The organism is Ancylobacter polymorphus (assembly GCF_022836935.1).
Lineage (GTDB): Bacteria > Pseudomonadota > Alphaproteobacteria > Rhizobiales > Xanthobacteraceae > Ancylobacter > Ancylobacter polymorphus_A.
The window spans coordinates 2,077,401-2,092,731 of the sequence record NZ_CP083239.1; the positions used below are offsets into that span (position 1 = coordinate 2,077,401).

General features: G+C 67.0%; 11 protein-coding genes. 8 read left to right on the forward strand and 3 right to left on the reverse strand.

Features of this window, described 5'->3' with window-relative positions; all coding sequences use genetic code 11:
• The first annotated feature begins 49 nt into the window (after positions 1–49).
• From tolB to glmM, 6 genes are all read left to right on the forward strand, one after another.
• Positions 50–1,372 (forward strand): Tol-Pal system beta propeller repeat protein TolB, encoded by a 1,323-nt coding sequence (tolB, locus tag K9D25_RS09745; protein ID WP_432207943.1) that lies wholly within the window; start codon positions 50–52, stop codon positions 1,370–1,372.
• Positions 1,373–1,527: 155 nt separating this feature from the next.
• A complete protein-coding gene (gene pal / locus K9D25_RS09750) occupies positions 1,528–2,022 on the forward strand; it encodes a peptidoglycan-associated lipoprotein Pal (protein ID WP_244450643.1) in 495 nt (164 codons plus the stop codon).
• A 174-nt stretch (positions 2,023–2,196) separates the two neighbouring features.
• Positions 2,197–3,081, forward strand: a complete 885-nt coding sequence (gene ybgF / locus K9D25_RS09755; protein WP_244450644.1) for a tol-pal system protein YbgF — start codon at positions 2,197–2,199, stop codon at positions 3,079–3,081.
• On the forward strand, positions 3,056–4,108 hold the full coding sequence (gene tilS, locus K9D25_RS09760) for a tRNA lysidine(34) synthetase TilS (RefSeq protein WP_244450645.1): 1,053 nt from the start codon (positions 3,056–3,058) through the stop codon (positions 4,106–4,108). Before ybgF ends, tilS begins: the two co-directional genes overlap by 26 nt.
• Positions 4,109–4,256: 148 nt before the next feature.
• Complete coding sequence (gene ftsH / locus K9D25_RS09765) at positions 4,257–6,179, forward strand: ATP-dependent zinc metalloprotease FtsH (protein ID WP_244450839.1); 1,923 nt, start codon at positions 4,257–4,259, stop codon at positions 6,177–6,179.
• Positions 6,180–6,461: 282 nt separating this feature from the next.
• Positions 6,462–7,805, forward strand: coding sequence for a phosphoglucosamine mutase (gene glmM, locus K9D25_RS09770; protein WP_244450646.1), 1,344 nt, complete (start codon positions 6,462–6,464; stop codon positions 7,803–7,805).
• Between the two features lie 85 nt (positions 7,806–7,890).
• On the opposite strand, the gene choV is transcribed toward glmM, so the two are convergent.
• The 3 genes from choV to K9D25_RS09785 form a co-directional block, all read right to left on the reverse strand.
• The gene (gene choV / locus K9D25_RS09775) at positions 7,891–9,087 is read right to left on the reverse strand and encodes a choline ABC transporter ATP-binding protein (RefSeq protein WP_244450647.1); all 1,197 of its coding nucleotides are present in this window, start codon (positions 9,085–9,087) and stop codon (positions 7,891–7,893) included.
• A gap of 3 nt (positions 9,088–9,090) precedes the next feature.
• On the reverse strand, positions 9,091–9,942 hold the full coding sequence (choW, locus tag K9D25_RS09780) for a choline ABC transporter permease subunit (RefSeq protein WP_244450648.1): 852 nt from the start codon (positions 9,940–9,942) through the stop codon (positions 9,091–9,093).
• Positions 9,943–10,111: 169 nt separating this feature from the next.
• Positions 10,112–11,071 (reverse strand): choline ABC transporter substrate-binding protein, encoded by a 960-nt coding sequence (locus K9D25_RS09785; RefSeq protein ID WP_432207924.1) that lies wholly within the window; start codon positions 11,069–11,071, stop codon positions 10,112–10,114.
• Positions 11,072–11,465: 394 nt separating this feature from the next.
• Between K9D25_RS09785 and betB the strand changes: the two genes are divergently transcribed.
• Entirely contained in the window at positions 11,466–13,655 is a 2,190-nt protein-coding gene (betB, locus tag K9D25_RS09790; RefSeq protein WP_244450649.1) for a betaine-aldehyde dehydrogenase, read from the forward strand.
• Positions 13,655–15,325, forward strand: a complete 1,671-nt coding sequence (gene betA / locus K9D25_RS09795) for a choline dehydrogenase (protein WP_244450650.1) — start codon at positions 13,655–13,657, stop codon at positions 15,323–15,325. The genes betB and betA overlap by 1 nt, the downstream gene beginning before the upstream one ends.
• The last annotated feature ends 6 nt before the right edge of the window (positions 15,326–15,331 follow it).

Sequence of the window (15,331 nt, forward strand, 5' to 3'; positions counted from 1 at the left end):
TTCCCTTGAAGCCAACGGTCTTGTCGGCCGCCGGTCGGTCCTTGTCGGCATGGCGGCGCTCGGCGGCGCCGGGCTTGGCGCCGCCGGACTTGGCGGGGCAATGCTGGGCTCGACACCGGCCAATGCGGCGGTGCGCCTCGACATCACCTCGGGCACCGTGCAGCCGCTGCCCATCGCCATTACCGATTTCGTCGGCGGCGGCAGCCCGCAGGACATCGAGGCCGGCAAGGGGGTGTCGCAGATCATCTCCGCCGATCTGCGCCGTTCCGGCCTGTTCGCGCCCATCGACCCCGCCGCCTTCGTCGAGAAGATCACCAACCCGGACGCCTCGCCGCGCTTCCAGGACTGGCGCGTCATCAACGCTCAGGCGCTCGTCACCGGCCGCATCACCCGCCAGCCGGATGGGCGGGTGAAGGCGGAATTCCGCCTGTGGGACGTGTTCGCCGGCCAGCAGCTGATCGGCCAGCAATATTTCACCCAGCCGGAGAACTGGCGCCGCGTCGCCCATATCATCGCCGACGCGATCTATGAGCGTCTGACCGGCGAGAAGGGCTATTTCGACACCCGGATCGTCTTTGTCGACGAGAGCGGGCCGAAGGAGAAGCGCATCAAGCGCCTCGCCATCATGGACCAGGACGGCGCCAACGTGACCTATCTCACGCGCGGCGACGATCTCGTGCTGACGCCGCGCTTCTCGCCGACCAGCCAGGAAATCACCTATATGAGCTATGGCCGCGGCGAGCCGCGCGTCTATCTGCTCAACATCGAAAACGGCCAGCGCGAAGTCGTCGGCAATTTCCCCAATATGAGCTTCTCGCCGCGCTTCGCCCCGGACGGGCAGCGGGTGATCCTGAGCCTGCAGCAGGGTGCGGATTCCAACATCTTCGTGATGGACCTGCGCTCCAAGGCCACCACGCGGCTGACCGACACGGCCGCCATCGACACCGCCCCGTGCTATTCGCCCGACGGCACGCAGATCTGCTTCGAGAGCGATCGTGGCGGCGGCTCGCAGATTTACATCATGAATCCCGATGGCTCGAACCAGCGCCGCATCTCCTTCGGCGACGGGCGCTATTCGACGCCGGTGTGGTCGCCGCGCGGCGATGTGATCGCCTTCACCAAGCAGGCGCAGGGCCGCTTCGCCATCGGCCTGATGCGGCCGGACGGCTCGGGCGAGCGCATTCTGACCGAGGGCTACCACAATGAGGGCCCGACCTTCGCGCCGAATGGCCGGGTGATCATGTTCTTCCGCGACGCGGGGGGCGGAGGCGGCCCGCAGCTCTATACGGTCGACATCACCGGCTATAATGAGCAGCGTGTGCCGACGCCCAGCTATGCGTCCGATCCCGCTTGGTCGCCCTTGCGCTCCTGAGCGGGTTCTGTCAGGGAACGATTAACCATAAGCGGCGGTTTAAGGCATGGCCGCGAAATGGACGCAATTCAGCAAGGTTCTGTAAAGCACGACAGAACATTGATTGACGCCAGCAGCCAGTCGGCAGATCAGTCGGGAATTCAGGAGTCAGCGGAATGATCCGTATGTTGCGCCATCTGGGCGGCGCGCGCGTCGCCTTCATCGTCGGTTTCGCGATGCTCGCGGCCGCCTGTGCCAAGAACCCGATGGACGGCGCCGGTCAGGCGCTCGGCTCGGCCCCTCCCGGCAGCCCGCAGGAGTTCATCGTCTCCGTCGGCGACCGCGTGTTCTTCGAGAGCGACCAGACCAGCCTCACCCCGCAGGCGCAGGCCACGCTCGACAAGCAGGCGCAGTGGCTGAACCACTATGCCAAGTACACCTTTACCATCGAAGGCCATGCCGACGAGCGCGGCACGCGCGAATACAACATCGCCCTCGGTGCCCGCCGCGCCCAGAGCGTGCGCGACTACCTCGTGCAGCGCGGCGTCGCGGCGAACCGCATGCGGACCATCTCCTACGGCAAGGAGCGCCCGGTCGCGGTGTGCAACGACATCTCCTGCTGGTCGCAGAACCGCCGCGCGGTCACGGTGCTGAACGCCGCCGGCAGCTGATCGCCGCGTCCAAACCTGTCTTGACCCGGCTCGCCCTGCGGGCCGGGTTTGGCATTTGAAGGGCTGGCGATCGACCAAGCGGCGCCTTCTGGGTCAAACTTTGGACGTGATCCGCCCCGTATGCTCCAATGGAAAGTGCGTCGCCTCCCGCCGCCGCTCCTCCCGTTCCAGTGCATGGCCATGATGACCGTCCGCTCGTTCCGTCCCGCCGCCCTTTTTCTCGTTGCTGCACTCGCCGCTACGTCGTTGCCCCATGAGGCGGCGCAGGCGCAGCAGGACAACAATTTCTTTGGCAATCTCTTCAAGCCGCCGGGGCAGGTGCGTGGAGGCAACCAGCCCGCCGAGGCGGTGGAGGAGGCCGACAGCCTCGTCACCCGGATCGACCGGCTGGAGAATCAGCTGCGGCAGATGACCGGCCAGATCGAGCAGCTGCAGTTCCGCAACCAGCAGCTTGAGCAGCAAATGCGGGCGTTGCAGGGCGGCACGGGCCCTGCCGTCGGGGCGGCGCCGGCCACCGACCCGTCCCGTCGCGCCGATGTGTTCGACCCGTCGTCGCAGGCGGGCGCGCCGGGTGCGCCGCGTCCCCTCGGCACGACCGCACCTTCCGGACCTTCGGGCGCGCCCATGGACCTCGGCACGCTGTCCGGCGCCACTGCGGGAGCGCCGGCCGCAGGCGGCACGCCGCGCGAGCTGTTCGATGCCGGCTTCGGTGCGCTTCAACGCCAGGATTATGCGGGGGCGGGCCAGACCTTCGAGCAGTTCGTCCGTCTCTACCCGACGGACCGCGCCACGCCTGACGCGTATTACTGGCTGGGCGAAAGCCAGTATCTGCGCAAATCCTACAAGGAAGCGGCGCAGAATTTCCTCAAGGTCTCGACCGACTTCCCGAATGCGGTGAAGGCGCCGGACGCGCTGCTGCGTCTCGGCCAGTCGCTCGCCGCCATCGGCGAGAAAGATGCCGCCTGCGCCACGCTGAATGCCGTCGGCAATAAATATCCCCGCGCCTCGGCGACGGTGAAGCAGGGGGTGGAGCGTGAGCAGAAGCGCGCCGGCTGCTGACGCTGCGCCCGCCGATCTCGCGCTCGGCCCGAATGCGGCCGAACTCGCCACGCTCTTTGCCGCCTTCGCCGCCCACAACCATGTGCTGCTCGCCGTTTCCGGCGGGCCGGATTCGACTGCGCTGATGCTGCTGGCCAAACGGTGGCAGGTCGAGTGCCGGCCGTCGACACAGCTTCACGTCGCCACCGTCGATCACGGGCTGAGAGCCGAGTCGCGCTCCGAGGCCGACGCGGTGGCCGCGTTGGCGGCGCAGCTGGGTCTCCCGCACAGCGTGCTCGACCTCGCCGCGCCGCTCCCCGTGACGCGGTTGCAAGAGGCGGCGCGCCATGCGCGTTACGAAGCCTTGACCGCGCACACCCACGCCATTGGCGCCACCGCCCTGGCGACCGCCCATACGCTGGACGATCAAGCCGAAACCGTCCTGTTCCGGTTGCTGCGCGGCTCCGGTGTCAGCGGGCTCGCCGGCATTCCGGCCGTGCGACCGCTGGGCAGGCTCACTCTGCTGCGCCCGCTGCTCGGCTGGCCGAAGGCGGATCTGGTCGCGCTTTGCCGGGCGGCGGGCGTCGTCTTCGCCGAGGACCCCTCCAACCTCAACCCGCGCTTTGCCCGTGTGCGGCTGCGGGCGCTGATGCCCTCGCTGGCGGCGGAAGGGGGCGATGCCGCGACGCTGGGGCGTCATGCCCACCGCATGGCCCGCGCCGATGCCGCGCTGGAGGCGGCGACGGATGCTGCCGCCGCCGCTCTCGGAGCCGTGCCGGGGGAGGAGGGCGGGTTCGTCTTTCCCCGCCTTGGCCTTGGAGCCTTGCCCGAGGAGATCGCCCTGCGACTTGTCGGCCGGGCGATCGGGACCGTCGGAACAGGGCCGGTGGAACTCGGCAAGCTGGAGGCACTGATGGGCTGGATCGCCGGCCTTGGGAGCCGGCAGACGGGCGCGCGCACCCTGGCCGGCGCGGTGGTGAGGGTGAGCCGGCAGAGTGTCGTCGTGGCGCGGGCGCCGGAGCGTCGGCCGCTCGGTTCCCGCAAGTGACGCCGATTTGCGCGGATGGTCGCAGCTGGCCGCTGCCCTGCATCTTGGCAATCCCCCCTGCGCCACCTAAATTACGGAGCGACAAGGGAGGGCCGCCAGCGCCGGCGGTGCCCGTGCGTCGGTCACATCCGACGCCGAAAGGGACATGATGAACGCCAATATCAGGAATTTCGCCCTCTGGGTGATCATCGTTCTTCTTCTTCTGGCGTTGTTTTCGCTGTTCCAGAATCCGGCGCAGCGTCAGGCGACGAACGATGTCAGCTTCTCGCAGCTGCTCAACGATGTGGATCAGGGCCGCGTGCGCGACGTGGTGATTCAGGGGCCGGAGATCACCGGCACCTTCACCGATGGGCGCACCTTCCAAACCTACGCCCCCAATGACCCGTCGCTGGTGCAGCGTCTCTACGGCAAGGGCGTGTCGATCACCGCCAAGCCGCTGACCGACAATGTGCCGTGGTTCGTCAGCCTGCTGATCTCCTGGCTGCCCTTCATCGCGCTGATCGGTGTGTGGATTTTCCTGTCGCGGCAGATGCAGGGCGGTGCGGGCGGCAAGGCGATGGGTTTCGGCAAGAGTCGCGCCAAGCTGCTCACCGAAGCGCATGGCCGCGTCACCTTCGAGGATGTCGCCGGCATCGACGAAGCCAAGAGCGATCTCACCGAGATCGTCGACTTCCTGCGCGACCCGCAGAAGTTCCAGCGCCTCGGCGGCCGCATTCCGCGCGGCGTGCTGCTGGTCGGCCCCCCGGGTACCGGCAAGACGCTGCTCGCCCGCGCCATCGCCGGCGAAGCCAATGTACCGTTCTTCACCATTTCCGGCTCCGACTTCGTTGAGATGTTCGTCGGCGTCGGCGCCAGCCGCGTGCGCGACATGTTCGAACAGGCGAAGAAGAACGCGCCCTGCATCATCTTCATCGACGAAATCGACGCGGTCGGCCGTCATCGCGGCGCCGGGCTTGGCGGCGGCAATGACGAGCGCGAGCAGACGCTGAACCAGCTGCTGGTCGAGATGGACGGGTTCGAGGCCAATGAGGGCATCATCCTCATCGCCGCCACCAACCGCCCCGACGTGCTGGACCCCGCCCTGCTGCGTCCCGGCCGCTTCGACCGCCAGGTCGTGGTGCCCAACCCGGACGTGGTCGGCCGCGAGCAGATCCTGAAGGTGCATGCCCGCAAGGTGCCGGTGGCGCCGGATGTGAACCTCAAGGTGATCGCCCGCGGCACCCCCGGCTTCTCCGGCGCGGACCTCGCCAATCTCTGCAACGAAGCCGCCCTCATGGCCGCGCGCCGCAACAAGCGCATGGTGACGATGAGCGATTTCGAGGATGCCAAGGACAAGGTGATGATGGGCGCCGAACGCCGCTCGCTCGTCATGACCGAGGACGAGAAGCTGCTTACCGCCTATCACGAGGGTGGCCACGCCATCGTCGCGCTGAAGGTTCCCGCGACCGATCCCGTGCACAAGGCGACGATCATCCCGCGCGGCCGCGCGCTCGGCATGGTCATGCAGCTGCCGGAGCGCGACAAGCTCTCCATGTCCTACGAGCAGATGACTTCGCGTCTCGCCATCATGATGGGCGGCCGCGTCGCCGAGGAGCTGATCTTCGGCCACGACAAGGTGACGTCCGGCGCTGCCTCCGACATCGAGCAGGCTACCCGCCTCGCCCGCATGATGGTGACCCGCTGGGGCTTCTCCGAGAAGCTCGGTCAGGTCGCCTATGGCGAAAACAATGACGAGGTGTTCCTCGGCATGTCGATGCAGCGCCAGCAGAACGTCTCGGAAGCGACGGCGCAGACCATCGACAGCGAAGTGCGCCGGCTGGTGGATGAGGGCTATGCCGAAGCCAAGCGCATCCTGACCGAGAGCAAGGACCAGCTGGAGACGCTGGCGCGCGGTCTGCTGGAATATGAGACGCTGTCCGGCGATGAGATCATCGGACTGCTCGACGGCACTGCGCCGGTGCGTGACACCACCATCGAGCCCGCCAATACGCGCGGTTCCGTGGTGCCGAGCGCCGGCAAGAACCGTCCGCCGCGCCCGGATGCCGGCATGGAGCCGCAGCCGCAGGCGTGATCCCCGTCTCGGGGTGAAGTGAGGGAAGGTCTGCGCAAGCAGATCTTCCTTTTTTATTTGTCGCCGACTTTGCGGTGCAGCAGGCTGGTGAAGTATCCCGCGAGATAAGATCGCGTGATCCTGATCGCGCCGGCGTCAAGCGCGTCTTTGACGGCCGGGTCGGTGCCGCAATGAACGCTTACACTTTGTGAAACCCTTGCCTATAGGCTCAATGGTAGAGAAGGGTAAGAACCGACGCGCCGATGGCGCGTCGGGACGGCGTCGATTCGCATGAGGCAGGGCATGGCACGCACATTATTCGGCACCGACGGGATTCGCGGCCGGGCCAACGGCATCATCACCGCGGAACTCGCGCTGCGGGTCGGCATGGCGGCCGGTCTGGTGTTTCAGCGCGGCGATCATCGCCACCGCGTCGTCATCGGCAAGGACACCCGCCTGTCCGGTTACATGATCGAGAATGCGCTGGTCGCCGGCTTCACCGCCGTCGGCATGGATGTGCTGCTGCTCGGCCCGATGCCGACGCCGGCGGTGGCCATGCTCACCCATTCCATGCGCGCCGATCTCGGCGTCATGATCTCCGCCTCGCACAACCCCTATGATGATAACGGCATCAAGCTGTTCGGCCCGGACGGCTACAAGCTCTCCGACGAGCTGGAAACCCGGATCGAGGCGCTGATCAGCGGCGATATGGGCGGCATGCTGGCCCAACCCGCCAATATGGGCCGCGCCAAGCGCATCGAGAGCGTGCATGCACGCTATATCGAATTCGCCAAGCGCACTTTGCCGCGCAACCAGTCCTTTGACGGGCTGCGGGTCGTGGTCGACTGCGCCAATGGCGCGGCCTATCGCGTGGCCCCGGAGGCGCTGTGGGAACTCGGCTGCGAGGTCATCACCATTGGCGACGAGCCCGATGGTTTCAACATTAACCGCGATGTCGGCTCGACCGCGCCCGAGGCGCTGGCGGCCAAGGTGCGGGAAGTGCGCGCCGATATCGGCATCGCCCTTGATGGCGACGCCGACCGCGTGCTGATCGTCGATGAAAAGGGCCGGCTGGTTGACGGCGACCAGCTGATGGCCGTGGTGGCCGAGAGCTTCCAGGAGGATGGCCGGCTGTCGCGCGACGGTATCGTCGCCACCGTCATGTCCAATCTCGGCCTGGAGCGTCATCTCGCCGATCGCGGTCTCTCCCTCGCCCGCACCCCCGTGGGCGACCGTCATGTGCTGGAGCACATGCGCAGCCATGGCTTTAATGTCGGCGGCGAACAATCCGGCCACATTATCCTGTCGGATTATTCGACCACGGGCGATGGGCTGGTGGCCGCGCTACAGGTGCTCGCCGTGGTGCAGCGTCGTGAACGTCCGGTGTCGGAAGTGTGCCACCGCTTCGACCCGCTGCCGCAGATCCTGCGCAATGTGCGCTACAAGAGCGGGCGACCGCTGGAGAATGACGGCGTGCTGAAGGCGATCGCCGCCGCCGAGCTGAAGCTCAACAGCCATGGGCGGCTGCTGATCCGTCCCTCCGGCACCGAACCGGTGATCCGTGTGATGGGCGAGGGCGATGATCGCGATCTCGTCGAGGCGGTGGTGAGCGACATCGTGGAAGCGGTGGGGCTGGCGGCAGCCTGAACGGTGCCTGTCCTACGTCGACCCAGTCAGTGAACGCCGTCAGGCCCCGGCCTGATGGCGCTCTGCTATAGAAGAAGCCAAGCGCTCAGCCGTCGAGACGTCGCAGCAGGCCGCGATAGATTTCGTCGTCGTCGCACAGGCCGGCGAGGCGGCCAAGGCTGTCCACCAGCAGGATCGGCAGGTCGGTGTGGCGCTTCAGTTCGATGGCGGCTTTCAGCTTGAGATCGACCGGCGCGACGATGCAGTCGGCGTCATGCGCCAGCTTGTCGTCGATCAGGCCGGCCTCGCCATCGGCGGTCGCGAGCACGCCGGTGCGGCCATCGAGATCGAGCGCCACCGGCCGCCCGTCGGCATCGACCTTGACCTTCACATGGCCGTCGCGGTCGAGCACCACGGCGTCGCCGTCGCGGGCGAGGCTCGCGGCCGGGCGCATCACCGCCGTGCCGCGCAGCACGTTGAGCGGGTTCATGTGCTTCACGAATTCAGCGACATAGGCATTGGCCGGGCGCAGCAGGATATCCTCGGCCGTGCCGGCCTGCACGATGCGCCCGCCCTCCATGATGGCGATCTTGTTGCCGAGTTTGAGCGCCTCGTCGAGGTCGTGGCTGACGAAGACAATGGTCTTCTGGATGCGGCGCTGAAGGTCCAGCAGCTCATCCTGCAGCTTGTCGCGGATCAGCGGGTCGAGCGCGGAGAACGGCTCGTCCATCAGCAGGATATCGGCATCGGTGGCGAAGGCGCGGGCGAGGCCGACGCGCTGCTGCATGCCGCCGGAGAGTTCGTTGGTGTACTTCCCGGCCCAGTTGGTGAGGCCGACCATGGCGAGCTTTTCGTCGACGATGCGGTTGCGTTCGGCCGCGCTCATGTCGCCGCGCAGTTCCAGCCCGAAGCCGACATTGTCGCGCACCGTGCGCCAGGGCAGCAGGCCGAATTGCTGGAACACCATGGAGACGGTGTGCATGCGGATGTCGCGCAGCGTGTTCTCGTCGCAGCGTGCGACATCGATGGCGGCGCCCTTGTGCTCGACGAGCACCTCGCCGCGCGCCACCTCGTTCAGCCGGTTGATGGCGCGCAGGATGGTGGATTTGCCGGAGCCGGACAGGCCCATGAGCACGCAGATCTCGCCGCGCTCGATGGCAAGGCTGACACCGGCCGCGCCGAGCACGGCGCCGGTGGCGGCGAGGATCTCATCGCGCGAGCGACCCTCGTCGATCAGCCTCAGGGCGCTCTTCTGGTCGGCGCCGAAGACGATGTCGATGTTGCGGAATTCGACGGCGGCCATGGTTCAGCCCTTTCGCGCGCGGCGCTCGGGCCGCTTGCACACACGGTCCAGCACGATGGCGAGGACGACGATGGCGAGGCCGGCCTCGAAGCCCATGGCGATGTTGACGGAATTCAGCGCCCGCACCACTGGTTTGCCCAGACCGTCGGCGCCGACGAGGGCGGCGATGACCACCATGGACAGGCTCAGCATGATGCACTGGGTGATGCCGGCCATGATGGTCGGCAGCGCATAGGGCAGTTCCACCTTGAACAAGAGCTGGGTCTTAGTGGCGCCGAACGCCTTGCCGGCCTCATAGAGCGCGGGCGGCACCGAGGAAATGCCGAGATGGGTGAGGCGGATGGGGGCGGGGATGGAGAAGATGACGGTGGAGATCAGCCCCGGCACCGCCCCCAGCCCGAAAAGCACAAGCGTCGGAATGAGATAGACGAAGGTTGGGATGGTCTGCATCAGGTCCAGTACCGGGCGGATGGCGGTGTAGAGCCAGGGCCGGTGCGCGGCGGCGATGCCGATGGGTACGCCGACGACGACGCAGACCAGTGTGGCGCAGATGACCAGCGAGAGCGTTTCCATCGTCGCCGACCAGTAGCCGAGATTGGTCACCAGCAGCAGCGAGCCGACGATGAACACCACCAATCCAATGGAGCGGTGCACGAGCCAGGCGGCGAGGCCGAACAGGGCGATGAGGAGCAGCGGCGGCACCCAGAGCAGCGCCGCGGTGAAGCCGCCGATCAGCGCGCCCAGCACCAGCGACACGAAGTCGAAGAAGCCCTGACCATGCGTGGTGAGCAGGTCGACGAAGTCGCGGAGCCAGATTCCCAGCGGGATCTTGTGCTCGGTCAGCCAGTCATACATGGGCGCTCCTCGGCGGGGTGAGTGAGGGCGGGCGCCGCCTGCCGGCAGGGGCGCTTGCGGTCAGCATTCAGCAAGGCCCGGCCGCGAGGGGCGCGGGATGACGGTCATCGCTTATGATCGTAAGCGGCGGCCCCTCATGGCAAGGGGCCGCCAGGCCGCATCACTGGGCTCAGAGCTTCAGCGCGGCCTTCACCGCCGGGATGGCGGGCTTGCCGTCGATGGTAGTGACGCCGGCCAGCCAGGGCTCCCACACCGTGGGATTGGCCTTCAGCCACTTGTCCGCCGCCTTGGCGGGCTCCATCCCGTCGAGCAGGATGTAGCCCATGACGACGTTTTCGGTGTCGAGCGAGAATTTCAGGTTCTTGATGAGCGTGCCGACATTCGGGCATTCGCTGGTATAGCCGGCGCGAGTGTTGGTATAGATGGTGGCGCCGCCATAATTCGGGCCGAACACGTCGTCACCGCCCGAGAGATAGCTCATCTTGTACTTGGCATTCATCGGGTGCGGTTCCCAGCCGAGGAAGACGATGGCTTCCTTGCGGCGGGAGGCCCGCTCCACCTGGGCAAGCATGCCCTGCTCGCTGGATTCGACGAGATCGAAGCCCTTCAGACCGTATTTGTCGTCCTTGATCATGTCGAGGATCAGGCGGTTTCCGTCATTGCCCGGCTCGATGCCGTAGATCTTGCCGCCGAGCTTGTCCTTGAACTTGGCGATGTCGGTGAACGACTTCAGCCCTTCGTCGTAGAGATAGGTCGGCACCGCCAGCGTGTACTTGGCGCCTTCGAGATTGACGCCGATCACCTCGACCGTCTTGTCCTCGCGATAGGGCTTCAGATCGGCTTCCATGGTCGGCATCCAGTTGCCGAGGAAGACGTCGATATCCTTGGTCTGCATGGACTTATACGTCACCGGCACCGAGAGAACCTGCGTCTTCGGGGTGTAGCCGAGCGCTTCCAGGATGGAGGAGGCGAGCGCAGTGGTGGCGGTGATGTCGGTCCAGCCGACATCGGCGAAGCGGACCGTCTTGCAGGCTGCGGCCTCCGCGGCCTGGGCGGCGTCGCGGGGCTGGGGAGCGAGGCCGAGCGCCAATCCGAGGGTGGCGGCGGCCATGAAATTGAGCATGCGCATCTTTGTTGTTCCCGTTGGCATCCTGGCAGGATCATGGAACCGGCGTGGCCTGACGCCAAGCCCGGTACGGCCGGAATCGACAAGTCGGGGACGGCGGGGTGTCTAGGTACCCTTTAGGGCCCGGCCCGCTCCGCCCGGATGCGGCCTCTGGAGGCTTCTTTTGAACAGCTATTCAAAACGCGATCGGACCATTTGTCACGCGCAATTTTTACCCAGAAACGACGAAGTTACGGCGCTTTTCGCGGCGTTTGCCGATTTGCGCCACGGCAACAGAAGCGTTGCGACGCGCTCGGCGGCGGTATTCCGTGCCGCCCGCGCCGGGGATTGCCGGCGCGGATGATCCATGTATTGTACAGCCATTCAATAGTTCCCTTCCGTCGATCAGGAGGTGCCGGTGGCCCGGGCGAATGCGCAGGCGCAGAAGCCTTCCGCGCGGTTCGATGAGGTGGACGATGAGGCCGATCCGGCCGGCCGGACCGGTCCGGCGCGTGGGGACGAGGAGACCCGCCGCCGCGCGCCGGAGGATGTGCGCCGCCGACAGCTGATCGACGCCACCATCGATTCGCTCGCCGAGATCGGCTTCAACGCCTCGACCCTGGCGCAGATCGCGCGGCGGGCCGGCGTCTCGCCCGGTCTCGTCGCGCATTATTTCGGCGACAAGGACGGGCTCCTGGAGGCGACGCTGCGTCACCTCTCGCTGCGGCTCTACCGCGCCACCGCGCAGCGGCTCGGCGCGGCGTCGACGCCGCGCGCGCGGGTGCAGGCGCTGATCGACGCCAATCTGGCGCCGGAGGAATTCGACCAGCGCACGTCCAGCGTCTGGCTCGCCTTCTGGGGGCAGGTGCTGCATTCCGAGCGGCTGCGCCGGGTGCAGCGCATCTATCAGGCGCGCATGCTGGCCAATCTGCGCCACGATTTGCGGGCGCTGGTGGCGCCGCAGGATGTGCGCCGTCTCGCCATCACCATTGCCGCCGTGATTGACGGGCTGTGGCTGCGCTCCTCGCTTTCCGCCGCCGGCGAGACCGACTCGGTCAGCGCCCGGCAGGTTGCCTCGCTTTTCGTCGATGCCCAGATCGCCGCCGCCGCGCCGGCGCTCCCTACCAACGGACCCGCGACCATGACCAGCCGTCCCAAGCTGCACGCCAACCATATTGGCGGCCAGTACCGCCCGCATGGCGGCGCCACCTTCACCACCTCCAACCCCGCCACCGGCGAGGTGCTGGCGGAGATCGAGATCGCCGGCGAGGCCGAAATCGAGGCGGCAGTCGCGGCCGCGCGCACCGGGCAGAAGCGCTGGGCGGCGATGACCGGGGCCGAGCGCGGGCGCATTCTCATGCGGGCGGTCGCCCTGCTGCGCGCCCGTAACGACGAACTCGCCCGGCTGGAGACGCTCGATACCGGCAAGCCGATTCAGGAAACCAGCGTGGTCGATGTGCTCTCGGGCGCGGACTGCCTCGAATATTATGCCGGCCTCGCCGCCTCGTTGTCGGGCGAACATCTCGATCTCGGCCCCAGCGCCTTCGGGTACACCCGCCGCGAGCCGCTCGGCATCGTCGCCGGCATCGGCGCGTGGAACTATCCCTTACAGATCGCCTGCTGGAAATCCGCCCCGGCGCTCGCCTGCGGCAATGCGATGATCTTCAAGCCGGCGGAACTCACCCCGCTCACCGCGCTGAAGCTGGCCGAAATCTATGTCGAGGCCGGCGTGCCGGAGGGCGTGTTCAGCGTGGTGCAGGGCTTTGCCGATACCGGCCGGCTGCTCACCCGCCACCCCGCCATCGCCAAGGTCTCGCTCACCGGCGAGGTCGGCACCGGCAAGAAGGTGATGGTCGATGCCGCCGGCACGCTGAAATATGTGACGCTGGAACTCGGCGGGAAATCGCCGCTCATCGTCTTCGACGACGCCGATCTCGACGACGCGGTGTCCGGCGCGCTGCTGGCGAATTTCTATTCCGCCGGCGAGGTCTGCTCCAACGGCACCCGCGTCTTCGTGCAGGAAAAGGTGCGCCCCGCCTTCCTCGAAAAGCTGAAGGAGCGGGTGGCGAAGATGGTGGTCGGGGACCCGCTCGACCCGGCGACGCAGGTCGGCGCGCTGATCTCGCCCGAGCACATGGAAAAGGTGCTCTCCTATATCGAGAAGGGCAAGGCGGAGGGCGCGGCGCTGCTGGCGGGCGGCCACCGCGTCACCACGGGGGCGCTGGCCAAGGGCTGCTTCGTTGCTCCCACCGTGTTCGATGGCTGCGCGGACGGGATGAGCATCGTGCGCGAGGAAATCTTCGGCCCGGTCATGGCGGTGCTGTCCTTCAGCGATGAGGACGAGGTGATCGCCCGCGCCAACGACACCGATTTCGGCCTCGCCGCCGGCGTGTTCACCAAGGACCTCGCGCGCGGCCACCGGGTGATCGCGCAGTTGCAGGCCGGCACCTGCTGGATCAACGCCTACAACATCACGCCGATCGAGCTGCCCTTCGGCGGCGCCAAGCAATCCGGCCTCGGGCGGGAGAACGGCAAGGCGGCGATCGAGCACTACACCCAGCTCAAGAGCGTCTACGTCAATCTCGGCCGCGTCGAGGCGCCCTACTGATGTCCGCCGCCGCGCATGAACTGTTCGACTATGTGATCATCGGCGCCGGCTCGGCCGGCTGCGTGCTGGCCGACCGGCTGAGCGCGGATGGGAGCAACCGCGTCCTCGTGCTGGAATATGGCGGCTCCGACCGTTCCGTGTTCATCCAGATGCCGAGCGCGCTCTCCATCCCGATGAACATGAAGAAATACAACTGGATGTATGAGACCGAGCCGGAGCCGGGGCTGAACGGCCGGCGGATGCACTGCCCGCGCGGCAAGGTGCTGGGCGGCTCCTCCTCCATCAACGGGCTCGTCTATATGCGCGGTGCGCCGGCGGATTTCGACCGCTGGCAGGAGGAGGGCGCGCGCGGCTGGTCCTATGCCGATGTGCTGCCCTATTTCCGCCGGGCGGAAAGCCGGCGCGAGGGCGGGGATGAATATCGCGGCAGCGACGGCCCGCTCGCCACGCGCTACGGCACGCTGGAAAACCCGCTTTACCGCGCCTTCATCGAGGCGGCGCGGCAGGCGGGCTATCCCGCCAGCGACGACGTGAACGGCTACCAACAGGAAGGCTTCGGCCGCATGGACATGACCGTCAAGGACGGCGTGCGCTGGTCGGCGGCCAATGCCTATCTCAGACCCGCGATGAAGCGGGCCAATCTCAAGGTCGAGACCCATGCGCGGGTGGAGCGCATCCTGTTCGAGGGGCGGCGGGCCATCGGTGTGCGCTGGTCGCGTGGCGGGCAGAGCCATGAGGTGCGGGCGGCGCGCGAGGTGATCCTCTCCGGCGGCTCGATCAATTCGCCGCAGCTGCTCAAGCTCTCCGGCATCGGCAGCGCCGATGAACTGCTCCCCCTCGGCATCGAGATGGTGGCGCACCGGCCGGGCGTGGGGGAAAATCTGCAGGACCATCTGGAAATCTATTTCCAGCAGGCCTGTACCCAGCCGATCACCCTCTATTCCAAGATGGGGCTGATCCCGCGCGGGCTGATCGGCGCGCGCTGGCTGCTGAAGAAGGACGGGCTCGGCGCCACCAACCATTTCGAGGCCTGCGGCTTCATCCGCTCACGCCCCGGTGTCGCCTCGCCGGATATCCAGTATCATTTCCTGCCCCTTGCCGTGACCTATGACGGGCAGGGGCTGGCGAGCGAACATGGCTACCAGGCCCATGTCGGGCCGATGCGCGCCAAGAGCCGGGGCTGGGTGCGGCTCGCCTCGGCCGATCCCTTCGCCGCGCCGCGCATCCGGTTCAACTACCTCACCCATCCCGATGACAGGGTCGAGTTCCGCGCCGCCGTGCGGCTGACGCGCGAGATCTTCGCGCAGCCGGCCTTCGCGCACTATCGCGGGCGGGAAATCCAGCCGGGGGCTGATGTGACGAGCGACGAGGCGATCGACGCCTTCGTGCGCGAGAAGGTGGAGAGCGCCTATCACCCCTCCTGCACCTGCCGCATGGGATCGCCTGCCGACCCGCTGGCGGTGCTGGACCCGCAGATGCGGGTGATCGGGGTGGAGGGGCTGCGGGTGGTGGATTCCTCCGCCATGCCCTCGATCACCAATGCGAACCTGAACGCGCCGACCATCATGATGGCGGAAAAGGCGGCGGACCATATTCTCGGCAAGCCGCTGCTGGCGCCCTCCAACGCGCCGGTCTATGTCGCGCCGAACTGGCAGAGCGCGCAGCGCTAAGGGCGC

Excerpts from the sequence above, each read along its gene's own strand:
- tolB (WP_432207943.1), top strand. The coding sequence starts at position 50 with ATGGCGGCGCTCGGCGGCGCCGGGCTTGGCGCCGCCGGACTTGGCGGG.
- pal (WP_244450643.1), top strand. The coding sequence starts at position 1,528 with ATGATCCGTATGTTGCGCCATCTGGGCGGCGCGCGCGTCGCCTTCATC.
- ybgF (WP_244450644.1), top strand. The coding sequence starts at position 2,197 with ATGGCCATGATGACCGTCCGCTCGTTCCGTCCCGCCGCCCTTTTTCTC.
- ftsH (WP_244450839.1), top strand. The coding sequence starts at position 4,257 with ATGAACGCCAATATCAGGAATTTCGCCCTCTGGGTGATCATCGTTCTT.
- glmM (WP_244450646.1), top strand. The coding sequence starts at position 6,462 with ATGGCACGCACATTATTCGGCACCGACGGGATTCGCGGCCGGGCCAAC.
- choV (WP_244450647.1), bottom strand. The coding sequence starts at position 9,087 with ATGGCCGCCGTCGAATTCCGCAACATCGACATCGTCTTCGGCGCCGAC.
- choW (WP_244450648.1), bottom strand. The coding sequence starts at position 9,942 with ATGTATGACTGGCTGACCGAGCACAAGATCCCGCTGGGAATCTGGCTC.
- K9D25_RS09785 (WP_432207924.1), bottom strand. The coding sequence starts at position 11,071 with ATGCGCATGCTCAATTTCATGGCCGCCGCCACCCTCGGATTGGCGCTC.
- betA (WP_244450650.1), top strand. The coding sequence starts at position 13,655 with ATGTCCGCCGCCGCGCATGAACTGTTCGACTATGTGATCATCGGCGCC.